Origin of the sequence: Bacillus cereus (assembly GCF_002567495.1) — a bacterium.
GTDB classification, from domain to species: domain Bacteria; phylum Bacillota; class Bacilli; order Bacillales; family Bacillaceae_G; genus Bacillus_A; species Bacillus_A cereus_AQ.
The window spans coordinates 131471-153740 of sequence record NZ_NVAP01000009.1 but is presented as its reverse complement, the minus strand read 5'-3'; the positions used below and the strand labels follow the sequence as shown (position 1 = coordinate 153740).

Below are 22270 nucleotides of genomic sequence, written 5' to 3'. Positions count from 1 at the left end.
GCGGTACCACCTTATTTCGCCAATTACTCACATAATTAGCCTTAACAAGTACGGAGCTATATGCTCTTATACTGTGGTTTTGATAACGAGTACCAACTCTCGTCGCCGCCTACTATTATCATTTGATAAGTTCAGGACGAAGCTCAAAGGCCATTGTTCAAATGAATATTCTTGCTTCTTTTCAGCTACCGAAGCTCTCTGGAAAGAATATTTTCATTCTACTTTTCCTTTTCAACGCTTTTACGTATAACACGTATTTTACGACTAACTAACAGAAAAATCAAACTTTAAATCAAAAAAACAGGAAATCCCATCCTCCCGCCGAATACCTATACGTTCACAAAAGGAGTGATAACATTGAACCAAAAACAACTAAGCACTATAAATGAAAAAAGCTGGAATACAGCTGCTTATGAAGCTTGGACGAATCGCCATGGGGCACCGGAGGATTATGCGAAAAAAATCATGGAAGATCCCACACGCGAAGTAGCACATTATTTACCTTACATACAATCTCCAAAAGGAAAATGTATTATTAATTTACTCGGCTCAAAAGGAAATAAAGCCGTCGCTCTCGCCCTTTTAGGATCTGACGTAACAGTTGTTGATATTTCAGCGAGTAATGCAAAATATGCAAATGAACTTGCTGAAGCAGCAGGCGTATCTATTCAGTACATCGTTTCTGATGTATTAGATGTAAATCTCTCCAAATCATCTGATATCGTATTACTGGAACTTGGTGTACTCCATTACTTTTTAGATTTAAAACCACTTTTTACAAAAATCGCTCAATTACTAAAGCCAGGTGGAATACTTATCCTTCGCGATTACCATCCAATATACACAAAACTATTAGGAGTAGACCATCCATCATTTCGAGCAAGCGGAAATTATTTTGATGAAGAATTAATTGAAGATGATGTTGCTTATAGTATTCTTCTTACAGAAGCGCAGAAAGAGTCTTTACCGAAAACAACTATTCGTCGCTGGACATTAGGAGAAATTATTACAACGCTCGCGGAAGAACATTTTAAAATTGAAAAACTAGTTGAAGAACATGGGTCTCATCAAAGGTGGGTCTTCCCTTCTACTGCACCGGAAGGAATTGAAGAACACGTACCCGCTCTATATACATTAATTGCGACAGCATGCAAAAAAGGATCCCTTCACGGATAGGATCCTTTTTGCATGCTCACGCATATAAGTTGAGGTTGGAGATTACCATAATTCTGTAGAATAGGACACAAGATATTTCAACATTTCGTCTCTGACTTACGTCGTCAAAAAGGGGTATGACCAACATAACGAAGAGTAATGTTCATAGTTGATACTGATAATCGTTATCAACTAATTAGAAGTATACATGATGTCATTTCAAATTTCAATAGCATTTCTAATATTTATTTATGAATTTTATGATATGCAAATGTATACATTTTAAGAACATTTTCTAATACCAATCTGGCTCCTTCCATTATCTGCTATAATTTTCATTGAACAGATTAATAACTTCACAATGATGTTTTTATTAATTTTGTTTTAAATATCAATAAATCATAATAAACAGTTTAATAAAAGGTAGGGGTAACGATGAAATATGTTAGTATTCGAAAAAAACTACTGTTCACACTCTTAAGCATTTCTTCTTTATTTAGCATTGCTCTTATTGTTATTCTTTCATTCGCCATGAATCAAGCAAGTGAAGTTGAAACGTTAAAAAATGATGTATCAAAAAGAGCAACAATTTTAAAAGAACGTGGCGATTGGTTCCAAGCACAAGTTGCTGGTTTACAAGAATATTTACTATCACATAATCAAAAAGGATTAGATAAGTTCAACCGGGAAGGGAAAAAATTAGCTGATACTAGAGAAAAAGTAACAAGTGATAAGCATCTCCCAGAAGGAATGAAAGAAGCCATTTTAATGGGGGGAAAATGGCGTAGCATCATAGATAATGAGGTGCTACCTCTTGCTCACGAAGGAAAATGGGACGAGGCATCTAAAATTGCTTTAGCACAAACAGATTATGTAAATGATCTTTTAGGACGTTTTAATAAATATACAAATGAAGAGAATGAAAAACGTGACGCATTAATTGCTGACGTCGAGTCTTCTTCATCACTTATTCAATATATTATTTTCTTCTCACTCATTACATGTACATTAACGTCTATTTTATTAGCATGGTGGTTCTCTGGTAAACTTGTGAAACCAATTCGACAAATTGATGCGAAGTTAAAAGAATTAGCTTCTCAAGATGGAGATTTAACGGCTAGATTACACGTAACGAGTAAAGATGAAATTGGTGACATCGCAAATTCCTTTAATCAAATGCTCACTAACTTACAGCATATAATAAAACAAGTTCAACAAACATCAACAAGTGTAAAAGAAGCTTCCGAAAATGTATTTATCGAAACAACCGCTTCTATGGAAAATACCGCGAGGACCCAAGAAACTATGAATGCTCTTGAACACAATATTCGTTCACAAGTTTCTAGCATTGAAGAAAGTTCAACCGCAATGGACGACATGGCAACGAGTGTTCAGCGTATCGCTGAGTCCGCCTCTTCTGTTACTAGTTTAGCTGTCACAACTTCAGAAAAAGCAGATGATGGGAATAAAGTCATTGAGAAATCTATTACACAAATGCACACAATTAACGAAGCTGTTAACGCTACATCACAAGTAGTTGAGCGACTCATTACACATACAAATCATATTGATACTGCACTTCAATCTATTTCTAATATCGCCGAGCAAACAAATTTACTCGCTTTAAATGCTTCTATTGAAGCAGCTCGTGCTGGTGAACACGGCAAAGGATTCGCTGTTGTTGCCGATGAAGTTCGAAAACTTGCTGAACAATCTCAACTAGCAGCAACTGACATTAACCATTTACTTCATCAAATTCAAGCCGACACAAAAATAGCAAATGACATGATGACACAAGGTCAAGCAGAAGCTTCTGAAGGAATTACAGTTATTCGTACCGCCGGATCTTCATTTTCAGAAATTGTTAACCATATTAATAAAGTCTCTACACAAATGCAAGAAATGTCTGCAACTGCTGAAGAGATGGCTGCAAGCTCTGAAGAAATGAACGCATCTTTAAATAATATCGCTTCTATTTCAAATGAAGTTGCTGCAGAAACATCAAAAACAGCACATTCAGCTGGTGATCAAGTAAACAAAATGAGTATCGTGGCTAACAGATCCTCTGAAATGAAAACAATCGTACAAGAACTTGAAGTTCTCGTTTCTCATTTCAAAACAAACGCTTAAAGTGAAACTTTCGCTTGTAATGCCACGAGCTCAAAGGTATAAGAAAGAAAGATTTACAGTCTCTCTTTTTTCACTTTAAAATATCTCTTTCTATCTCTCATTCCGTCTGCTATAATTCCTAAAGGAAATAAGAAAGCTTTATTCCAACTGGAGTAAAGCTTTCTTTCAATTTTTTACATTTATTAATTCTAATACTAAGATTTCACAAAGGAGGCTTTTAATCATATGAATTTTGTAAGTATCAGAAAAAAACTTATGTTCATGATGGGAACGATTTGCGCTTTATTTGGTATCGCCTTAGCTTTTATTTTATTTTTTGCTATTGACCAATCTCGTAAAGCTGAAACATTACAAAAAGAAATTTCTCCACTGGCAACAGAATTGAAAGAGCGTGGAGACACTTATCAAGTACAGCTCTCTGCTTTAAGAGGTTATTTACTACAACATGATCAAGTCGAATTAGACAAGTTTAATGAGATGAGTAAACGTCTGGAGGATTCAAAAGATAAACTTCTTTCTAATCCAAATGTTTCTCAATCCGTGAAAGATACAATGAATTCAGGATCCACTTGGAGAAAATTTATTGAAGAAAAAGTGTTTACTCTTGCAAAAGAACAAAAATGGGAAGAAGCTTTACAAGTAGCTTCTACAGAGAATGGCTCTGTTTATAAAGTAATTGGTGATTTCACAAATTACAGTAATGAACAAGCTAAATTACGTGAACAAGCCATTGAAAAAATTGATCAATCTTCAATAGGAATTGAATACGCTGTTTTCCTATCACTTGTTATTTGTATTATCGTAGCAATCATTCTTGCATGGTGGTTCTCTGGTAAGCTTGTCAAACCAATTCAGCAAATTGATATTAAGCTAAAAGAATTAGCCTCTCAAGAAGGCGACTTAACGGCGCGTTTACAAGTAAATAGCAATGATGAAATTGGTGCAATTGCAACATCATTTAATAAAATGTTAGAAAACCTACAACATATCATTAATCGTGTTCAAAAAACATCAGTGGAAGTACAAAGCGCTTCTGAAAATATGCTAGAAAAAACGAATACATCACGTGAGGCGACAATAAGAGTCCAAAGTTCAATGTCTAACTTAAACGCAAGTATTCAATCACAAACTTCTAGTATGGAAGAAAGCTCAACTGCAATGGACGATATGGCAGTAAGTGTTCAGCGTATCGCTGAATCTGCTTCATCTGTAGCCGAACTTGCTGTCGCTACATCTGAACATGCTAACGATGGAAGTACCGTTATCCAAAAATCTGTTTCACAAATGACAACGATTCATGAAGCTGTAAATGCTACATCTGAAGTAGTCGAACGTCTAATCACTCATACAAAATATATTGATACAGCTGTACAATCTATTTCTAATATCGCCGAGCAAACAAACTTACTTGCATTAAACGCTTCTATCGAGGCAGCTCGTGCCGGTGAGCAAGGAAAAGGATTTGCTGTCGTAGCTGACGAAGTTCGAAAACTTGCTGAACAATCTAAAACAGCTGCAACAGATATTAATCAATTACTACATCAAATTCAAAATGATACAGAAACTGCTAGCTCTATGATGTCTCAAGGCCGTTCTGAAGCATTCGAAGGCATTAATGTCATTCGCGAGGCTGGTACTTCTTTCACAACAATTGTGGAACAAGTAAATAAAGTATCTACTCAAATGCAAGATATATCAGCAACTGCTGAGGAGATGGCTGCAAGTGCTGAAGAAATGAATGCTTCACTTAATAACATCGCTTCTATCTCGACTGAAGTATCCAGCGAAACAGCCGCAACGGCACAATCTGCTGAGCAGAAAGTTATCGTTATGAATGAAATGACAGTAACTGCTGGAAAAATGAAACAAACAGTTGAAGAGTTAGATCAACTCGTATCTCATTTTAAAACGGAATAGATGTTTAAAAATATCCCTCTTTGAAAGAGGGATATTTTTTGAGCTCATTTCCTGCACATTATATACATTTCCGTTATAATGAGAATCGATATCATCAAAATGTAGGAGGTGCTACTTATGTCACAAGAAGCATTTGAAAATAAATTATTTGCCAATTTAGAAGCTGTTATTGATCCTGAACTAGGTGTTGATATCGTTAACCTTGGATTAGTGTATGATGTTACTGCAGATGAAAATAATAATGCTGTCATTACGATGACGATGACTTCTATCGGTTGTCCAATGGCTGGGCAAATTGTATCAGACGTAAAAAAAGTATTATCAACGAACGTACCTGAAGTCAATGAAATAGAAGTAAATGTCGTTTGGAATCCACCTTGGTCGAAAGAACGTATGTCACGTATGGCGAAAATCGCATTAGGTATTCGCGACTAAATACAGTGGAAATTTCATCATTTGCGGATAGCGGGATAAAGAAAAGACCTGACTAGGATGTCAGGTCTTTTCTTTTATTATTTTACACCTACTGCATCATAAGCCTTCGTTACAGCTTGTACAGCTTTAGAGTTTTTACCGTATAAATCTTCAGCTGACTGAAGTGCTGCTTGACGCATCATTTTAAAGTCAGAGTTTGCAGTTAAATATTTCGTAAGAGCGCGATAGTAAATTTTTTCTGTCGCTTCACGGCCTACTCCAGTTACCTTCACGCCGTAATGCTCTCCACCATCAGATACTAAATAAGCAGCTTTATTGTTAATGCTACTGTTAATATGAACGCCTCCATTATCAGCTGTTCCAGTATAACGTTTATTATAGTGATCTGGGTAACCTTCACCTGGTTTTAATGGGTTTGGAATAGACGCTGGATCTTTTAATGAACGAAGTGCATCACCTGGTTTACCAGGTGTATAAATATCAGCACCTAAATCCCAGCTCTTCTTCTCAACCATAACACCCATAATGTCAGATAATGATTCATTTAACGCACCTGACTCATTTTTGTAAACAAGGTTTGCTGTATGCTCAGTTACAGCATGCGTTAATTCGTGACCGATAACATCTAATCCAGCTGATAATGGAATGAATGTTTTACCATCTCCATCACCATACATCATTTGTACACCGTTCCAAGCTGCATTATTCCAAGCTGTACCTACGTGAACAGTTGAAATAAGCTTCGCGCCTTTATCATCGAAAGAGTTACGATTAAATGTTTTTTTGTAGTAATCATATACTTTTCCTGCATTTACATGCGCATCAACTGCAGCTTTATCTTCGAAGAACTTAGATTTACTCTGAACTTCTTCTCCTGTATATCCAAGAATTTGTGAGAATAAATTAAACCAGTTCTCGTCCATATTCTCTGCATCAAATGTATGGATACCTTGTCCTCGTTTACCATCAAACAAGTTGAATTGTCCTGTTTTCGTATCCTGAGCAATTTCAAATGATTGTCTAGCCCCTAATACTCCGTAACCAAATCCAGTAATATTATCTACAGCGTTATATTTCTCAATCACATTTCCATTCGTTGCATCAACAAAATAATGCCAATACCCTGGAGCTGGTTTTGAAATCGATGCCTTAACTAAGTATGCAAGGTAGTAACTACCGTCCTTTTCATATACAAATAAATCTTTTTTCACACCGTCATAACTCTTTACTTTCCCAATTTCTTTCTCAATATCTGCCTTTGCAATTGTTTCTGCTTGTTCCGCAGTAATGCTTGCAGCTGCAGGAATATTTTTATCATCTAAATTCGGAATAACTTGTCCGAAGAATGCTTTTACATTATTCTCTTTATCAAGTGTAACAGTTTGATCAGAACCGTACACAGGAATGTTATTATGTTTCTCAACTAACTTCACATGTGTCGTATCAGATTCAGCGTCTTTTTCTTCCCCAACGATATTAAAATGTTTTTCAATATTTCCTGCTAATTTAAACATATCTTTCTTACTCTCTAAATATTGAAAGACCGTCTCTTTTTTATCTAGTCCTTCTGGTGCTTTCCATTCTTCACCTATGTATGCAGGTGTTTTAAATTCTTGATGATATTGAACTTTTTGTTCTTCCGCTTTCGTTGTCGTTGCTCCAAACGCTCCAAATCCCCCGGCGATAACAGTTAACGCTAATGCTGATGAAATGACTTGCTTTTTCACTATAACATTCCCCATTCCCATAAAGATTTTTGACACTTTTATAAAATTCTGATTTCTCCAGCAGATACCTCTACCTAAAATTTGAGAAACATTTTTCAGACAATTCCAATCAAAAAAGAGGACATCCGATAGATGTCCTCTTTTTTTTACGCATTTTATTGTTTTTTCAATTCAATTGCTAAATAGTGTGATTGCTCTTTCGCTTGAATGTGAATATCTTCTTCTACAGATTCTGCTGCATCACGCATAACCAACGTTTCACCATTTATTACACTGCTTCCTTCAATTTGTACAAGGTACAATTGACGGTCTTCTTTCACTGGAAAATGAATTTCTTTTCCAGCCTCTAATGATAAGGAATATAAATTCGCATCTTGGTGAATTTGAATTGGTGCATCTCCTTCTACTGAAGATACCATATGGAACCATTCATTTTCGCGCTTGCTCCAATCAAATTTAAACTCACCATAGTTTGGTTTATGATCTGCACGGTCTGGTAAAATCCAAATTTGTAATAAACGCAACGTTTCATTTCCTACATTATGCTCACTATGAAATACACCCGTGCCAGCACTCATATATTGAACATGTCCACGCTCAATCGTCCCTCGGTTTCCCATACTGTCTTCATGTGTTAAAGCACCATCTACAACGTAAGAAATAATCTCCATATCACGGTGTGGATGCATATCAAAACCAGTTTGTGCCGCTACTAGATCATCATTAATAACACGTAACGCTCCGAAGCTCATGTTATTTGGATTATAGTAATTAGCAAAGGAAAAATGAAAATGTGTATTTAACCAACCATGATTTGCTCTGCCCATATTTTTATGATCAACTTTTCTAAACATATCCTTCACCCCATATTATCTCGAATTCGAGATTTATTTTAAAATTTTTTCTTACTGTAACTTTTTTAATAGTGTTAATAATTGATTTTGTTCTTCTATATTTAAATTATGAAACTTCTCTGCTTGGAACGTTTCTTGAGGTGGGACAATTTCCTCATATAAAGCTCTGCCCTTTTCTGTTAACGAAATATATTTCGTAGTACCCTCTTGTTCACGATGAATCCACTCAAGCTGCTCCATTTTATTTAAAAGCTGCGTCACATTTCCTTTCGTAACAAATAGCTTATTTCCAAGTTCTTGTTGCGTTAAACGCTCATGTCCTCCGACTTGAGCTAGCACATCAAACTGAGCGGCAGATACATTCCATTTTTTCAAATGCTGATTCGTCTCACGGATGCTCTTGTTATAAAAACGTGATAAACGAAACCATAATAGTAGCCCTAGTCTATCTTCTGTTTTCATTTCATCACCTCTCGCGTCTTATATCATAAGTTTAGGACTAAACTTTATAAAAGTCAAATACTTATTTTTAATAAGCACAAAGAAAGCACAGCGCTATTTCTCCACTATGCTTTACATTAACTTTCTATTCTTATATTCATCTAACTTCCTCTCCGCGAATCTCCTCGCATCTTTTTCAATCCACCGCTCTTCGTACCGTTCACTTCCCACATACAATATATCTCTCTTATGCTGCATCGCATGGCGAAATTCATGCAGTAGCGTTTTGAGAACTTGCTCATACTCTTCCCACATACAAACGAAAATTAATTGTTTTTCTTTATGATAAAAACCACCTACTGGGAATAGGAACTCTTCTTCCTCTTCCCCTAATGATAGAAGCACATCGTTTGCATCACACGTATCACAAAAAATAACGGGCGTTTTACATGCTTCAATAAGAGAAAACAAATCCTCTCTCAGCCTTTTGACATCCCAAGGAAGCTCCGAATCCAACACATACCAATTCTCCACCTGTTGATATACATTTTGAAACTGGAGTTCCATTTCTCTTTATTCCCCTTTCCAAGCACCCTTTTTCTATATGTATGCCACAATATGGTAAATATTAAACGTATTCTTTCACCCTTGAAAAAATGCCAATAAAAAAAAGAATCTATGTCGACATAGATCCCTTTTCCGTAATCACTTTTTTATAAATATCTTGTACTTTTATTTTCAAAAAATTTAGCTAGTCTTCGTATCCCACTTAAAGATTTTATTTAAGAATTTATATACATTCTTCGACTCTTTTGTCAGAAGTGGGCCTAAAATGGATAGTATAAGCACGTATAGTGCTGAGAATGGTTTTAAGACTGACATTAAACCACCGGCGATACCGATATTAGCCATAATGATGGAGAATTCCCCTCTTGAAACAATTGTTAATCCGATATTCGTTGATGCTTTATGAGATAATCCAGCTTGTCTCCCTGCAATCATTCCTGCTACAAAGTTACCGATTATCGTAAGAAGGACAGCACCTAACGTTAACCATATCGCTCCGCCTAATGAGAACGGATCAATACTTAACCCAAAGCTGAAGAAGAAAATAGCTCCGAAAAAGTCTCTAAATGGAACAACAAGATGTTCAATTCGGTCACTATGCTCTGTCTCAGAGAAAACTAATCCTAGAAGAAGTGCTCCAATTGCTTCTGCAACGTGAATTGTTTCTGAAAAACCAGCAATGAAGAATAACGAAGCAAATACTACAATAATAAAGATTTCATCTGAGCTAATATTGAGCAATTTATTTAATAACGGCGTAGCCTTTCTAGCTACTATAAAGAATAGAAGCATGTATCCTAAAGCAATTCCAATTGAAGTAAGGGCACCTAAGAAGGAAGCGTGATCCCCAAGAACTAAGCCAGAAACTACTGATAAATATACAGCAAGGAATATATCTTCAAACATAATAATTCCTAAAATTAATTCGGTTTCATTATTACCAGTTCTTCTTAAGTCCACTAACACTTTAGCAACGATAGCGCTAGAAGAAATCGTAATAATACCCGCAATAATTAAGATTTCTAGTAATGGGAATCCCATTATAAATCCGTATAACAAGCCAAGTGAAAAGTTAATTAAAATATAAATCGTTCCGCCAATTGCAATAGAGCGTCCAGATTTAATTAGTTTTTTCATTGAAAATTCTAATCCTAGATAAAATAAAAGGAATAGAACTCCAATCCGTCCAAGGAAGGAAATTACACTTGCACTTTCAATAAATTTGAGATCGATAACACCTATTGTCGGAGCATGCGGTCCTACTAACATTCCGAGAACAATTAGAAAAGGAATTACTGAGAATTTAAACTTTCCAGCGATTACCGCCGCAATTGCTACTAAAACTAACGCTGTACCAACTTCAAAAATTAACGTATCCATCTAGTCAGTCCCCCTATTCGAAAGTAACTCATTAATAATTTTTTTAATTTCTTCTCTCTCACCTGAAACTACAAGCATATCTCCTTCTTCAATTACTGTTTCTGGTCCTGGATTAAATAGCTTCTTCATGTTCTTCTTCATAACTGCGATTATCGTTACGCTATATGTTTTTCTTATTTCAAGATCACCAATTGTTTTTCCGATTGCTGGAGCTGCATTCTCCACTTTGAACCACTCAATTGCTAAACCTTCAAAAACCATCTCAACATTTTCTAACGCCCTAGGCTTATATACCATTCCCCCTAATATTGCTGCGATTTGTCTTGCCTCTGAGTCACGTAGTGAAATACTTGAGATGCTTTCTTCATGGTCTGAATCAAAATGATACATTTCTCTACGCCCATCATCATGAATGACAATTACCATCTTTTCGTTACCTTTCGTAACGATTTGAAACTTATAACCAATACCCGGAAGTTCACTTTCTCTAATATTCATTTTTAGCTCCTCCATAACATATTTATTTTAATTTTCTGTTTTTCTGTCTTTTGTTCATCAAATTAATTTTAGAAATTCTAGCCATTCAGGATATCTGTGATTTGGAAATCTTTTATTGTAATAATAAGTGGCTCCTAAAAAGATACTTAAAGATGTAATGATAAAAAATATATTACTTCTCATTTTCAAACTCTCAAGGCTTACTTTCAATAAAGAATCTTCTTTCAAATTATCCCCACTTTCTCGCTTTACATTTAGTTTTTTAAAATGTAAATAATTCTAAAAATATTACGATGTGACATAATCATAACACAAAAACAGTTTAAGTAACATGATTTTTTAGAAAAATTGATTCTCGTATATTTTTTGCATATAATTTTCTTATTACGAAAAAAAGGAAGTGTATTATATGGTTGATATCTTTAGCAGATTCCTTGAGGTAACGAATAATATTTTATGGTCATATATTCTTATTGCAATGCTAATCGGCTTCGGTCTTTATTTTTCTTTCAAATTAAAATTTGTCCAAATTACTCAGTTCAGTGAGATGGTCAGTTTAATTAGTAAAGGATTTAATCGAAAAGAAAAGAAGAAAGATAGCATCTCCCCATTCCAAGCATTTTGCTTAAGTGCAGCGGCACGTATCGGTATCGGGAACTTAGCCGGTGTAGCACTAGCAATTTCAATGGGTGGACCTGGCGCAATATTTTGGATGTGGTTTATCGCGATTATCGGAGCAGCTACTAGTTTTGTAGAATGTACGCTTGCACAAATTTATAAAGTAAAAGATGGAAGCAGATTCCGTGGTGGCCCAGCATATTACATGGAAAAAGGATTAAACAAACGCTGGATGGGTATCTGGTTCTCACTTCTTATTACAGTTACGTACGGATTAATTTTCAATTCAGTTCAAGCAAATACAGTAACAATAGCGTTTGAAAATGCTTTCGGACTAGAGCGAACTATCGTAGGAGCTCTATTAGCTGTATTAGTTGCAGTTATTATTTTTGGTGGTATTAAAAGTATTTCACGTATTACCGAAATGATTGTTCCGCCAATGGCAATCGTTTATATCGGTGTGGCTGTTTTTGTTGTTATAAAAAACTTCAATATGTTACCAAGCATTTTCATGGAAATATTTAATGGTGCATTCGGATTAGATCAAGCCATTGCTGGTGGTATTGGTGCAGCAATCAAATACGGAATTCAGCGCGGATTATTCGCAACAGAAGCAGGTATGGGTAGCTCCCCTAACGCCGCTGCAACATCAGATGTATCTCATCCTGTAAAACAAGGATTTGTTCAAGCATTAGGTGTTTTCGTAGATACATTCTTAGTATGTACATCAACAGCATTTATCGTATTATGTTCTGGACTTTACAAAGGATCAAATTTAGAAGGTATCGAATTAACACAAAATGCACTAAGTTCACAAATTGGACCATGGGCAAGCACTTTCTTAGCGATTATTATTTTCCTATTCGCTTTCAGTTCACTTCTAGGAAACTACTATTATGGTGAAACAAATATCGCATTCATTAAAGAAAGCAAAATATGGTTAATGATTTATCGTGTTGCAGTTGTCGGAATGATATTCTTCGGATCAATCGCTGCTCTTAAAACAGTTTGGAGTTTAGCTGATTTATTCATGGGACTAATGGTATTCACAAACTTAATTGCCATCTCATTCCTTAGCAAATTTGCTTACGCTGCATTAGTAGACTATTTGAAGCAAAAGAAACAGGGCAAAGATCCTGTCTTCGTTGCAAACTCTATCCCTGGTTTAAAGAATACAGAGTGCTGGGATGGACAGAATGTAGAAGAAAAACAGAAGGCTGTTTAACAAACAAAGGCCCTATTACTTCACCGTAATAGGGCCTTTTATTTACAGCAGTTCATAATTTGTTCAAATTAATTCCAGCAAAAGGGTTGATTTATACAGATTACTAGATTATAATAATTATAAATTAGTAATTGATATCACATAACAACTCAAAGGAGATTGATCATAATGAACAAACAAGTAATCGAAGTATTAAACAAACAAGTAGCAGACTGGAGCGTTTTATTCACAAAACTTCACAACTTCCATTGGTACGTAAAAGGACCTCAATTCTTCACATTACACGAGAAATTCGAAGAACTTTACACAGAATCAGCTACTCACATCGATGAAATTGCAGAACGCATTTTAGCAATTGGCGGCAAACCAGTAGCAACAATGAAAGAATACCTAGAAATATCTTCTATTCAAGAAGCAGCATACGGAGAAACTGCAGAAGGGATGGTCGAAGCAATCATGAAAGACTACCAAATGATGCTAGTCGAACTGAAAAAAGGCATGGAAATCGCTCAAGAATCTGACGACGAAATGACATCTGACCTACTACTAGGCATCTACACAGAATTAGAAAAACACGCTTGGATGCTACGTGCGTTCTTGAATCAATAATAATTAAAAGCGGAAGCGGCTCGTTTAGAACAGGAGGGTGTTGGAACTCCTGATTCCGAGGCGCTTTTTGCCTCGAATGAAGGAGTGAAACAACCGACTGTTCTAGCCGCTGGAGCTGGATACCACTAAAAGCGGAAGCGGCTCGTTTAGAGTCGCTTTTTTCTATGGAATGATTCTGAAGTTATATCGACTTACCAACAAATAGCGAAAATGTTAGTCCACTCCCCCTACTTTTATCAATATATTACAATCTCATCTATGTTAAAATATAGGAAACACCCTTTAGTAACATAGATCCAAAAAGCTTTTCCAAATTCATCATTTACTACTTAAATGACGGGAGTGGTTCAGTTGAAAGACTACTTAGTTCGAGCATTTTTTGCATTAATAACAGTTGGGATTCTCTTACTTATAGCTAATATTTTCAATATACGTGTCGAGGTAAAAGACTATGCTTTCCTCGTTGTCGTAGCAATTGGTGGCGGCTGGGGTGGCTGGTACCTGTATAAAAAACAAAGCAATCCAAATGATAAAGGCATTCCAAAGTAATATGGAATGCCTCTTTTTATTGCCGTCTGTAATAAATAATGAAATTCAGACCACTAATACACCCAATCGCAATAAACATACAAAACGATTGTGGATCTCCACCTAGACTATACTCGTCAACGATAAACCCAGACATAAACAGCGTTATCGCCGAAACACCAATACACAATACTGAGATAAACCAAAGCGAAAATTCATTAATCAGCTCTTTCTTCTGTCTTAAAACAATTAGCATAACAAGAATAGACGCTGCTAAAATACTTTTAAAAACAGGACGTAAATATACAAACTCCTCCATCTATTTCTCCTTTTTCAAAAACATTATATCTCAACATTAACATATTTAACCAAATTAAAAACACATGCCATTTTCAATTAAAACGACATGTGTTTCCGTAAATCACTATAAAAATGTATTATGATAGTTGCTTCCACTTCGTTCCCAAAACAGGACGCTCATAATTTTGGATTGCATGAATTAGTTTATCTGCCGTCTCAGCTGAAACGATTAATTCTTTATTTGATGGATTCATAAATCCTTCTTCTGCTGCACGTTCAACCATTTGCAGAATTGGTTCGTAAAAACATTTTATGTTTAATAAACCAACTGGCTTATTATGTATACCAATTTGTGACCAACATACAACTTCAAATAGTTCTTCAAACGTTCCGTATCCGCCTGGAAGCGCAATAAAAGCATCTGCAAGCTCTGCCATTTTCGCTTTACGTTCGTGCATCGTCTCTACTTCAATTAATTCTGTTAATCCTGTATGCACAATTTCTCCTCGGAATAGACCGCGTGGCATAACACCTGTTACACGTCCACCTAAACGAAGAACTTCGTTTGCTACTTCTCCCATTAATCCGACACATGAGCCACCGTATACGAGCTCATACTCGTTCTCAACAAACATTTTACCTAACTGGATTGCCTGCTCTTTAAACTCTGGTCTTCCCCCTAAATTGGAACCTGCAAACACACAAATCTTTCTCATTCCTACACCCCGAAACTATATATTGTTATGATACAATTGACATTGTACAACATATTGAGGAGATGAGGAAGAAATGGATATTGTCGCATTTCAAAGATGGGTTGAGGAATTTTACGAAAAACGAAGCTGGTCACAGTATAATGCCTTTATTCGCTTAAATTTCTTAACCGAGGAAGTCGGGGAAGTTTCACGAGTTGTTCGCGCTATTGAAATTGGCCGCGATCGCCCTGATGAAGACGCGAAAACAGAAGAAGAGCTAAAACAAGAACTAAAAGAAGAACTTGGTGATGTACTATCTAATCTTATTGTTCTTTCACAAAAATATGATTTAGACTTACAAGACATTATGGACGCACACGTCACAAAGCTTTCGAAAAGATTCGAAGCATCTAAATGAGAATATTATCAATTATGGTATAATATTATTGTCACAATACTAAGGGGGATTTTATGTTATCAAAAAAATTGCACGACGCATTAAATGAACAAATGAACTTTGAATTTTACTCTGCCCATGCTTATATGGCAATGGCTGCTTACTGTACAGCCGAGAGCTATGATGGATTCGCTAACTTTTTCCTTGTACAAGCTGAAGAAGAACGTTTCCACGCGATGAAGCTTTACAACTATATTAATGACCGTGGTGAGCGTGCTATTATTACTGGATTTGATAATCCAAATAACGAATACGAATCTGTATTGAACGCTTTTGAAGTGGCACTTGAGCACGAGCGTGAAGTGACGAAACGTATTTACAACTTATCTGATATCGCTTGGGATGAGCGTGAACACGCAACAATTACATTTTTAAAATGGTTCGTCGATGAGCAAGTAGAAGAAGAAGCTTCATTCGATAGCATCATTCAAAAATTAAAACGTATTACAAGCGATTCAAACGCACTGTTTATGCTAGATGCTGAATTAGAGAAACGTACATTTACGCCTCCAACTGAATAATATTTTCAATCACCTTAATACATGTATTAAGGTGATTTTTTTATTTGTTCTCTATCTTAAAATCACCTTAAATTTCCTCATATTTGACATAGTGCCAACTATAAAATGGTATTATTTTCAATATAAAAAACAATATACGAGGAGAGAAAAAATGAATCAACGTGTAGAAGCTGTTGATGCAATTCGTGGTTTCGCTTTGTTTGGCATTTTACTAGTTAATATGACATTAATTCAATTCGGATTCTTCGCCAGTGAAAAACCAACTTACATATTTGGAAAACTTGATGAAGGCGCTAATTGGTTTATTCAATTTTTCGGCACACACAATTTTATGTCCCTATTCTCTTTTCTATTTGGGCTTAGCATTATTTTGTTACAAAAAAGTATTATTACAAAAGGAAAAAGATTCTTCCCCACATACATAAGACGTATTATCATTCTTTTACTACTTGGCTACATTCACGGTACTTTTGTTTGGGAGGGAGATATTTTATTTGCATACGGAGTTATCGGGATTTTCTTAATGATGTTTATCAATCGAAAACCGAAAACTTTGCTCATTTGGGCGATTATTCTACTTGCACTTCTTACACTTATGTCTTATCAAACTGACCCATCTACAAATACAAATGATTTCGCACCTTATATTGAAAAAGAACATAAGGTTCATGAAACTGGAAGCTATATGGATCATATCAACTTTAGATTGAATGAAGATCCTTTTGATTACATAGGAATTAACGGTGTATCCGGATTAGTTTTCATATCAATTTTCGCAATAATTATTATGTCTCCATTGTTCCTACTCGGAATGTATGTAGGGAAAAAAGGCTGGCTATTTGAGGTCAATAAACATATACCTGCTGTCAAAAAAATCTGGTTTGTCACCGGTCTCTTCTCTTTTACAATTAAAATCTTAGCTATGTTCATAAAGCACCCGCTTTTAATTATGTTACAAGATGGTCTTACACCAGTAACTATGACCTTCTTTTACGGAAGTACAATCATTTTATTATTCCATTACCAAAAAGCAACCCGCCTACTAACATACATGGCGAACATGGGAAAAATGTCCGTTAGTAATTACTTAGCGCAATCTATTATCGCAACAACTATTTTTTACGCATACGGGTTTGGCTTATACGGTAAAATCGGCTATTTCTTCGGTATTCTTTTAACCATAGGAATTTATACAATTCAATTATTCGTTAGCACCTATTGGCTACAGAAATACCGGATGGGGCCAGTGGAATATGTGTGGAGACTGGGAACTTATTTAGAGAAACCACGTTTTAAAAGAGACTTGGATAAAGCAAGTTAAACAAAAAAAAGCAATGAGCGTACGCTCATTGCTTTTCTTAATTTATTAAAGCATAACCCCAACGATAATCGCTGATAATATACTTACTAACGTTGCACCGTATACAAGTTTTAATCCGAATGATGATACAACGTTTGCTTGTTTGCCATCGATACTCTTCGTTGCACCTGCGATAATTCCGATAGATGAGAAGTTCGCAAATGATACAAGGAAGATAGATAAAATACCTACTGTACGAGCTGATAAATCACCAGCTACTTTACCTAAATCAAGCATTGCAACGAATTCGTTCGTTACTAATTTTGTTGCCATAATTTGTCCTGCTTGTAACATCTCTGATGTTGGAATACCCATTACGAATGCTAATGGTGAGAAGATATATCCTAAAATGCTTTGGAATGTGATTCCGAAAATTGAATCGAATACACCGTTAATTGCTGTAATTAATGCTACGAAACCGATTAACATCGCCGCTACTGTTACAGCGATAGAGAAACCAAGCATAATATATTCGCCTAACATTTCAAAGAATGTTTGTTTCTTGTCTTCTTGTAATTCTAAAATATCGTCTTCTTCTTTTACTTCATATGGATTAATGATATGAACGATAATGAATCCACTGAATAAGTTTAATACAAGTGCTGTTACTACATATTTTGGATCAATCATTTTCATATAAGAACCGACGATTGACATCGATACTGTAGACATTGAAGATGCACAAAGTGTGTATAAACGATTTTTCGGTAATTTGCTTAGTTGATCTTTTACTGTAATGAATACTTCCCCTTGACCAACGATTGCAGCTGCTACCGCATTATATGATTCTAGTTTTCCTAAACCGTTAACTTTACTTAATAGGAAACCGACTGCACGAATGATAATCGGTAAAACCTTAATATGTTGCAGGATTCCGATTAATACTGCTAAGAAAATAATCGGTAATAATACTGTTAAGAAGAATGGTGCTTGTCCATCGTTTGCTAGACCACCAAATACGAAATTAACCCCAGCTTCCGCAAATTTTAAAATAGAACCAAATCCATCTGCGATCCCTTTTACTAATACAAATCCGACCTTTGTATTTAGTAAGAAATACGCAAGTACCAATTGAATAACAAGCATAAGTGCAATTGGTTTATATTTAATCTTCTTACGATCTGAACTGATAAGGAAACCTAGTACAAACACTACAAGTAAACCGACTAGAAACATTACTATTTTCATATGTGAATCCCCCACTTCTCCCACGAATTATTGGTCGTATAACGTATAACGAATGACGTCTGACCATTGTTGTTAAAAAAATTTGAAACCCCTAAAACTATTCAACTGTCATCTAAAATCAGTAAGCGTTTACATAAATTGCAATTTATAAAAGGTAGCTTCTTCTCTCCTACCATACTTGAAAGTCTGAAATTGATACCACCTACAAATCAAATTGTAAGCGTTATCTAGGTGAAATGCAATATAAATTTTAAAAGATTTCTATATGTTAATATATTCCTAATTAATTGGTTTTTTCATGCAAATTTACCATAAAAAAATAGCCCTAGCTATGAGCTAGAGCCATCCTTTTTTTATAACATAACACCAACTATAATCGCTGATAGAATACTTACTAATGTCGCACCGTACACAAGGCGTAGACCGAATGATGATACAACATTTGATTGATTTTCATCAATACCTTTCGTTGCACCTGCGATAATTCCGATAGATGAGAAGTTCGCAAATGATACAAGGAATACAGAAAGAATACCAACTGTACGAGCCGATAAATCACCAGCTACTTTTCCAAGATCAAGCATCGCAACAAACTCGTTTGATACTAATTTTGTTGCCATAATTTGTCCCGCTGTTACCATCTCCGCTTGCGGGATACCCATTACGAATGCTAATGGTGAGAAAATATATCCTAAAATAGCTTGGAATGTAATACCGAACATTGAATCAAACAAGCTATTGATTGCTGTAATTAATGCTACGAAACCAAGTAACATAGCTGCTACTGTAATCGCGATTGTGAAACCAAGCATAATGTACTCGCTTAGCATTTCAAAGAATGATTGTTTCTTCTTATTTTCTAATTTCAGTGTATCTTCTTCTTCTGTAATATCGTACGGGTTAATAATATGAATGATAATGAAACCACTAAATAAATTTAATACAAGTGCTGTTACTACATATTTTGGTTCGATCATTTTCATATAAGAACCCACAATTGACATCGACACTGTCGACATAGAAGATGCACATAATGTATATAAACGATGTTTTGGGATTTTACTTAATTGATCTTTTACTGTAATAAATACTTCTGCTTGTCCAACAATGGCAGCTGCTACTGCGTTATATGATTCTAGTTTTCCTAGACCATTTACTTTACTTAACAACGTACCAATAGCACGAATAAATATTGGTAAAATTTTAAAGTGTTGCAGAATTCCGATTAAAACCGCAAAGAATACGATTGGTAATAACGCTGTTAAGAAGAATGAAACCTCTCCTTTATTAACAAGACCACCAAATACGAAAACGATTCCAGCTTCCGCATATCCAAGAAGTGCGCCAAATCCATCTGAAATTCCTTTTACTAAAATATAACCAACTTGTGTATTTAATAAGAAATAAGATAATACTAGCTGAATAATAAGCATAATTGCGATTGGTTTATACTTAATCTTCTTTCGATCGGCACTTATAAGAAAACCGAGTACAAATACAACGAGTAATCCTACAAGGAACATAACAAACTTCATTAATAAAATCCTCCATTTAACTCTTCATTAACGTTGAACGTCTGACCATTCAAAATAAGAAATAATCCGAACCTTCCACTTCTCCTCTAAAAACTTAAATCGGATCGGAAAAATCATAAAAACTCTTGTTTCAAAGGCATTTCCCATTCTAACATAAATTCTAATTCATATCTGCACTTTTCTAAAAAAAAATACATTTTATTATAAAACCTTTGTTAATGTTCGTCTTTTACATTAAAAAGCGAAACTTTAATCAGTAAGGATTTTCTTCATCCCCCATTAATTATCACCCCTAACCAATCCGACTTTTACGGGCAGCGACTCACCACAAATACGGGATAAAATAAAAAATGAGCATCAAGTTTCACTTGATGCTCCCCCCATTATTATACCGCTTTTTCTTTATCTGCTACTTGCTCATCCCAGCACTCTGTATTTTTCAAACCAGGAATAGAATTCGCGTAGAAGACTGGATCTTTTCCTTGTTTCTTTTGCTTAATATAATCTGATAATGCTGCGAAAGCATACTTAGAAAGGAATACAATTGCTACTAAGTTAATAATAGCCATGATACCCATAAATAAATCTGCTAAATCCCAAACGATTTGAATTGTTGCTACAGAACCTAGCATAACCATACCAAGTACAGCAATGCGGTATGCATTTAATAACACTTTACTTCCATTTAAGAACTCAATATTTGTTTCACCATAGTAGTAATTACCCACTAATGAACTAAATGCAAACAAAAAGATTGCAACTGCTACAAATATAGATGCCCATGGACCGATATGTTGACTTAACGCCTGCTGCGTTAATTGAATTCCATTTAAATCAGCCGCATTATGCACATCTGATAAAAGAATGATAAATGCTGTACAACTACAAATTAATAATGTATCTGTAAATACCCCTAAAGTTTGAATGAAACCTTGTTTAACTGGGTGCGTTACGTTTGCAGTCGCAGCTGCGTTCGGCGCACTACCCATACCTGCTTCATTTGAGAATAACCCACGTTTTACCCCTAATAAAATCGCAGCTCCTAATCCTCCACCTACTACTTCTTTAATTCCGAATGCATGTAAGAAAATCTCTTTAAATACATATGGAATTGCCGTAATGTTTGTTACAACAACGAATAATGCCACTGCTACATAAATAATTGCCATTACTGGCACAATCATTTCAACCGCACGAGCAATTCGTTTCACTCCGCCGAAAATAATAACTGCAAGTAAACCAGCCATTACAAGACCTACTAATCTACTATCTGTTTTAAATGCCCCATCAAAAGCTGCTGCTACAGTATTAGACTGTACAGCGTTAAAAATCAATCCGAAACTTACTGTTATTAAAACAGAGAAAATAGCTCCAAGCCAGCGCTTATTTAATCCTTTTTCCATATAATACGCTGGACCACCACGGAACGCATTCCCATCTTTTACTTTATAAATTTGCGCTAATGTGCTCTCTACAAATGCAGAAGCACCCCCAATTACCGCGATTAACCACATCCAAAATACTGCTCCTGGACCACCTGCTGAGATCGCAATAGCTACACCAGCTAAGTTACCAGTACCTACACGAGAAGCTGTACTCATACAAAATGCTTGGAATGATGATACGCCGCTCTTCTCTTTTTGTGCTTTCCTCGTTTTCGAGCTTGCCCCATCCCCAAGCAAACGAATCATTTCACCGAAGTAACGAACTTGGACAAATTTCACACGGAATGAAAAATAGAGTCCTAACCCAATTAACATCGCAATAATGACATATGACCAAAGGACATTATTCACATCCCCAATTACCTTAGTTAAAAAATCCATAGTTGTATTGCCCCCTCTTCCTAACAATAAGAAAATTATATTCTAAAAACTTTAAGTAATCAAGAATTTTATGTTAGGTTTTATGACATGTATACGTTAGGATTCTTAACATATATGTTTTTTTCACATGAAAATATAGCCATTACGTGCATTTATCCAATACTCAATCACTTATCCTATTCGACCAACTATACTTTTAAAACAGTACGTTCCCCACAAATAACGAGAGGAACAAGCAAAAAAAGTTATATTAATAATTTCCTCTCACCCTTTTCATCATTTACTACAACAAAAAAAGGCGAGC

Annotated in this window: 21 protein-coding genes and 1 other annotated feature (1 of these 22 only partly in view); of the genes, 10 read left to right on the top strand and 11 right to left on the bottom strand. The window is 35.4% G+C overall.

The annotated features are described in order from the left end of the window. Nucleotides 1–244: a binding site (T-box leader), on the bottom strand (it extends 27 nt beyond the left edge of the window). Nucleotides 245–357: 113 nt separating this feature from the next. From COK05_RS04755 to COK05_RS04740, 4 genes are all read left to right on the top strand, one after another. Next, nucleotides 358–1176, top strand: coding sequence for a class I SAM-dependent methyltransferase (locus COK05_RS04755; protein WP_098611653.1), 819 nt, complete (start codon nt 358–360; stop codon nt 1174–1176). Nucleotides 1177–1590: 414 nt separating this feature from the next. Further along, nucleotides 1591–3285: a methyl-accepting chemotaxis protein gene (locus tag COK05_RS04750; protein WP_098611652.1), complete on the top strand. Its 1695-nt coding sequence runs from the start codon at nt 1591–1593 to the stop codon at nt 3283–3285. Between the two features lie 225 nt (nt 3286–3510). Next, a complete protein-coding gene (locus COK05_RS04745; RefSeq protein ID WP_098611651.1) occupies nt 3511–5202 on the top strand; it encodes a methyl-accepting chemotaxis protein in 1692 nt (563 codons plus the stop codon). A 117-nt stretch (nt 5203–5319) separates the two neighbouring features. Beyond that, nucleotides 5320–5637 (top strand): metal-sulfur cluster assembly factor, encoded by a 318-nt coding sequence (locus tag COK05_RS04740; protein ID WP_000076418.1) that lies wholly within the window; start codon nt 5320–5322, stop codon nt 5635–5637. A 77-nt stretch (nt 5638–5714) separates the two neighbouring features. Here the strand turns inward: COK05_RS04740 and nprB are convergent, their stop codons facing one another. From nprB to COK05_RS04710, 6 genes are all read right to left on the bottom strand, one after another. Then, nucleotides 5715–7364 carry a neutral protease NprB gene (gene nprB, locus COK05_RS04735; protein ID WP_141538896.1) on the bottom strand — a complete coding sequence of 550 codons (1650 nt, stop codon included), beginning with the start codon at nt 7362–7364 and terminating at the stop codon, nt 5715–5717. A 155-nt stretch (nt 7365–7519) separates the two neighbouring features. After that, complete coding sequence (locus tag COK05_RS04730; protein WP_098611650.1) at nt 7520–8218, bottom strand: pirin family protein; 699 nt, start codon at nt 8216–8218, stop codon at nt 7520–7522. Between the two features lie 51 nt (nt 8219–8269). Continuing rightward, nucleotides 8270–8680 (bottom strand): MarR family winged helix-turn-helix transcriptional regulator, encoded by a 411-nt coding sequence (locus COK05_RS04725; protein ID WP_098611649.1) that lies wholly within the window; start codon nt 8678–8680, stop codon nt 8270–8272. 111 nt (nt 8681–8791) lie between these two features. Then, entirely contained in the window at nt 8792–9226 is a 435-nt protein-coding gene (locus COK05_RS04720) for a DUF3920 family protein (protein WP_098611648.1), read from the bottom strand. 180 nt (nt 9227–9406) lie between these two features. Further along, complete coding sequence (locus COK05_RS04715) at nt 9407–10606, bottom strand: cation:proton antiporter (RefSeq protein ID WP_000380224.1); 1200 nt, start codon at nt 10604–10606, stop codon at nt 9407–9409. Beyond that, the gene (locus tag COK05_RS04710; protein WP_001026069.1) at nt 10607–11104 is read right to left on the bottom strand and encodes a cation:proton antiporter regulatory subunit; all 498 of its coding nucleotides are present in this window, start codon (nt 11102–11104) and stop codon (nt 10607–10609) included. It lies immediately after the preceding gene. A 409-nt stretch (nt 11105–11513) separates the two neighbouring features. On the opposite strand from COK05_RS04710, the gene COK05_RS04700 reads away from it, so the two are divergent. The 3 genes from COK05_RS04700 (at nt 11514) to COK05_RS04690 (ending at nt 14105) form a co-directional block, all read left to right on the top strand. Beyond that, on the top strand, nt 11514–12947 hold the full coding sequence (locus COK05_RS04700) for an alanine/glycine:cation symporter family protein (RefSeq protein WP_098611646.1): 1434 nt from the start codon (nt 11514–11516) through the stop codon (nt 12945–12947). A gap of 168 nt (nt 12948–13115) precedes the next feature. Continuing rightward, a complete protein-coding gene (locus COK05_RS04695; protein ID WP_098611645.1) occupies nt 13116–13556 on the top strand; it encodes a Dps family protein in 441 nt (146 codons plus the stop codon). Between the two features lie 351 nt (nt 13557–13907). Then, complete coding sequence (locus COK05_RS04690; protein ID WP_098611644.1) at nt 13908–14105, top strand: hypothetical protein; 198 nt, start codon at nt 13908–13910, stop codon at nt 14103–14105. Between the two features lie 16 nt (nt 14106–14121). On the opposite strand, the gene COK05_RS04685 is transcribed toward COK05_RS04690, so the two are convergent. Together COK05_RS04685 and COK05_RS04680 are read right to left on the bottom strand one after the other, a co-directional pair. Continuing rightward, nucleotides 14122–14403 carry a hypothetical protein gene (locus COK05_RS04685; RefSeq protein ID WP_098611643.1) on the bottom strand — a complete coding sequence of 94 codons (282 nt, stop codon included), beginning with the start codon at nt 14401–14403 and terminating at the stop codon, nt 14122–14124. 118 nt (nt 14404–14521) lie between these two features. Continuing rightward, the gene (locus tag COK05_RS04680; protein ID WP_176539414.1) at nt 14522–15085 is read right to left on the bottom strand and encodes a TIGR00730 family Rossman fold protein; all 564 of its coding nucleotides are present in this window, start codon (nt 15083–15085) and stop codon (nt 14522–14524) included. An 88-nt stretch (nt 15086–15173) separates the two neighbouring features. Between COK05_RS04680 and COK05_RS04675 the strand changes: the two genes are divergently transcribed. From COK05_RS04675 to COK05_RS04665, 3 genes are all read left to right on the top strand, one after another. Continuing rightward, a complete protein-coding gene (locus COK05_RS04675) occupies nt 15174–15497 on the top strand; it encodes a MazG nucleotide pyrophosphohydrolase domain-containing protein (RefSeq protein ID WP_098611641.1) in 324 nt (107 codons plus the stop codon). Between the two features lie 53 nt (nt 15498–15550). Next, nucleotides 15551–16057: a ferritin gene (locus tag COK05_RS04670; protein WP_029443553.1), complete on the top strand. Its 507-nt coding sequence runs from the start codon at nt 15551–15553 to the stop codon at nt 16055–16057. A gap of 151 nt (nt 16058–16208) precedes the next feature. After that, nucleotides 16209–17378, top strand: a complete 1170-nt coding sequence (locus COK05_RS04665; protein WP_098611640.1) for a DUF418 domain-containing protein — start codon at nt 16209–16211, stop codon at nt 17376–17378. Between the two features lie 45 nt (nt 17379–17423). Here COK05_RS04665 and COK05_RS04660 read toward each other — a convergent pair whose 3' ends face one another. From COK05_RS04660 to COK05_RS04650, 3 genes are all read right to left on the bottom strand, one after another. Further along, complete coding sequence (locus COK05_RS04660) at nt 17424–18605, bottom strand: NupC/NupG family nucleoside CNT transporter (RefSeq protein ID WP_000706853.1); 1182 nt, start codon at nt 18603–18605, stop codon at nt 17424–17426. 353 nt (nt 18606–18958) lie between these two features. Beyond that, entirely contained in the window at nt 18959–20140 is a 1182-nt protein-coding gene (locus COK05_RS04655; RefSeq protein WP_000673845.1) for a NupC/NupG family nucleoside CNT transporter, read from the bottom strand. A gap of 386 nt (nt 20141–20526) precedes the next feature. Beyond that, complete coding sequence (locus tag COK05_RS04650) at nt 20527–21966, bottom strand: alanine/glycine:cation symporter family protein (RefSeq protein ID WP_098611639.1); 1440 nt, start codon at nt 21964–21966, stop codon at nt 20527–20529. Nucleotides 21967–22270 lie beyond the last annotated feature (304 nt).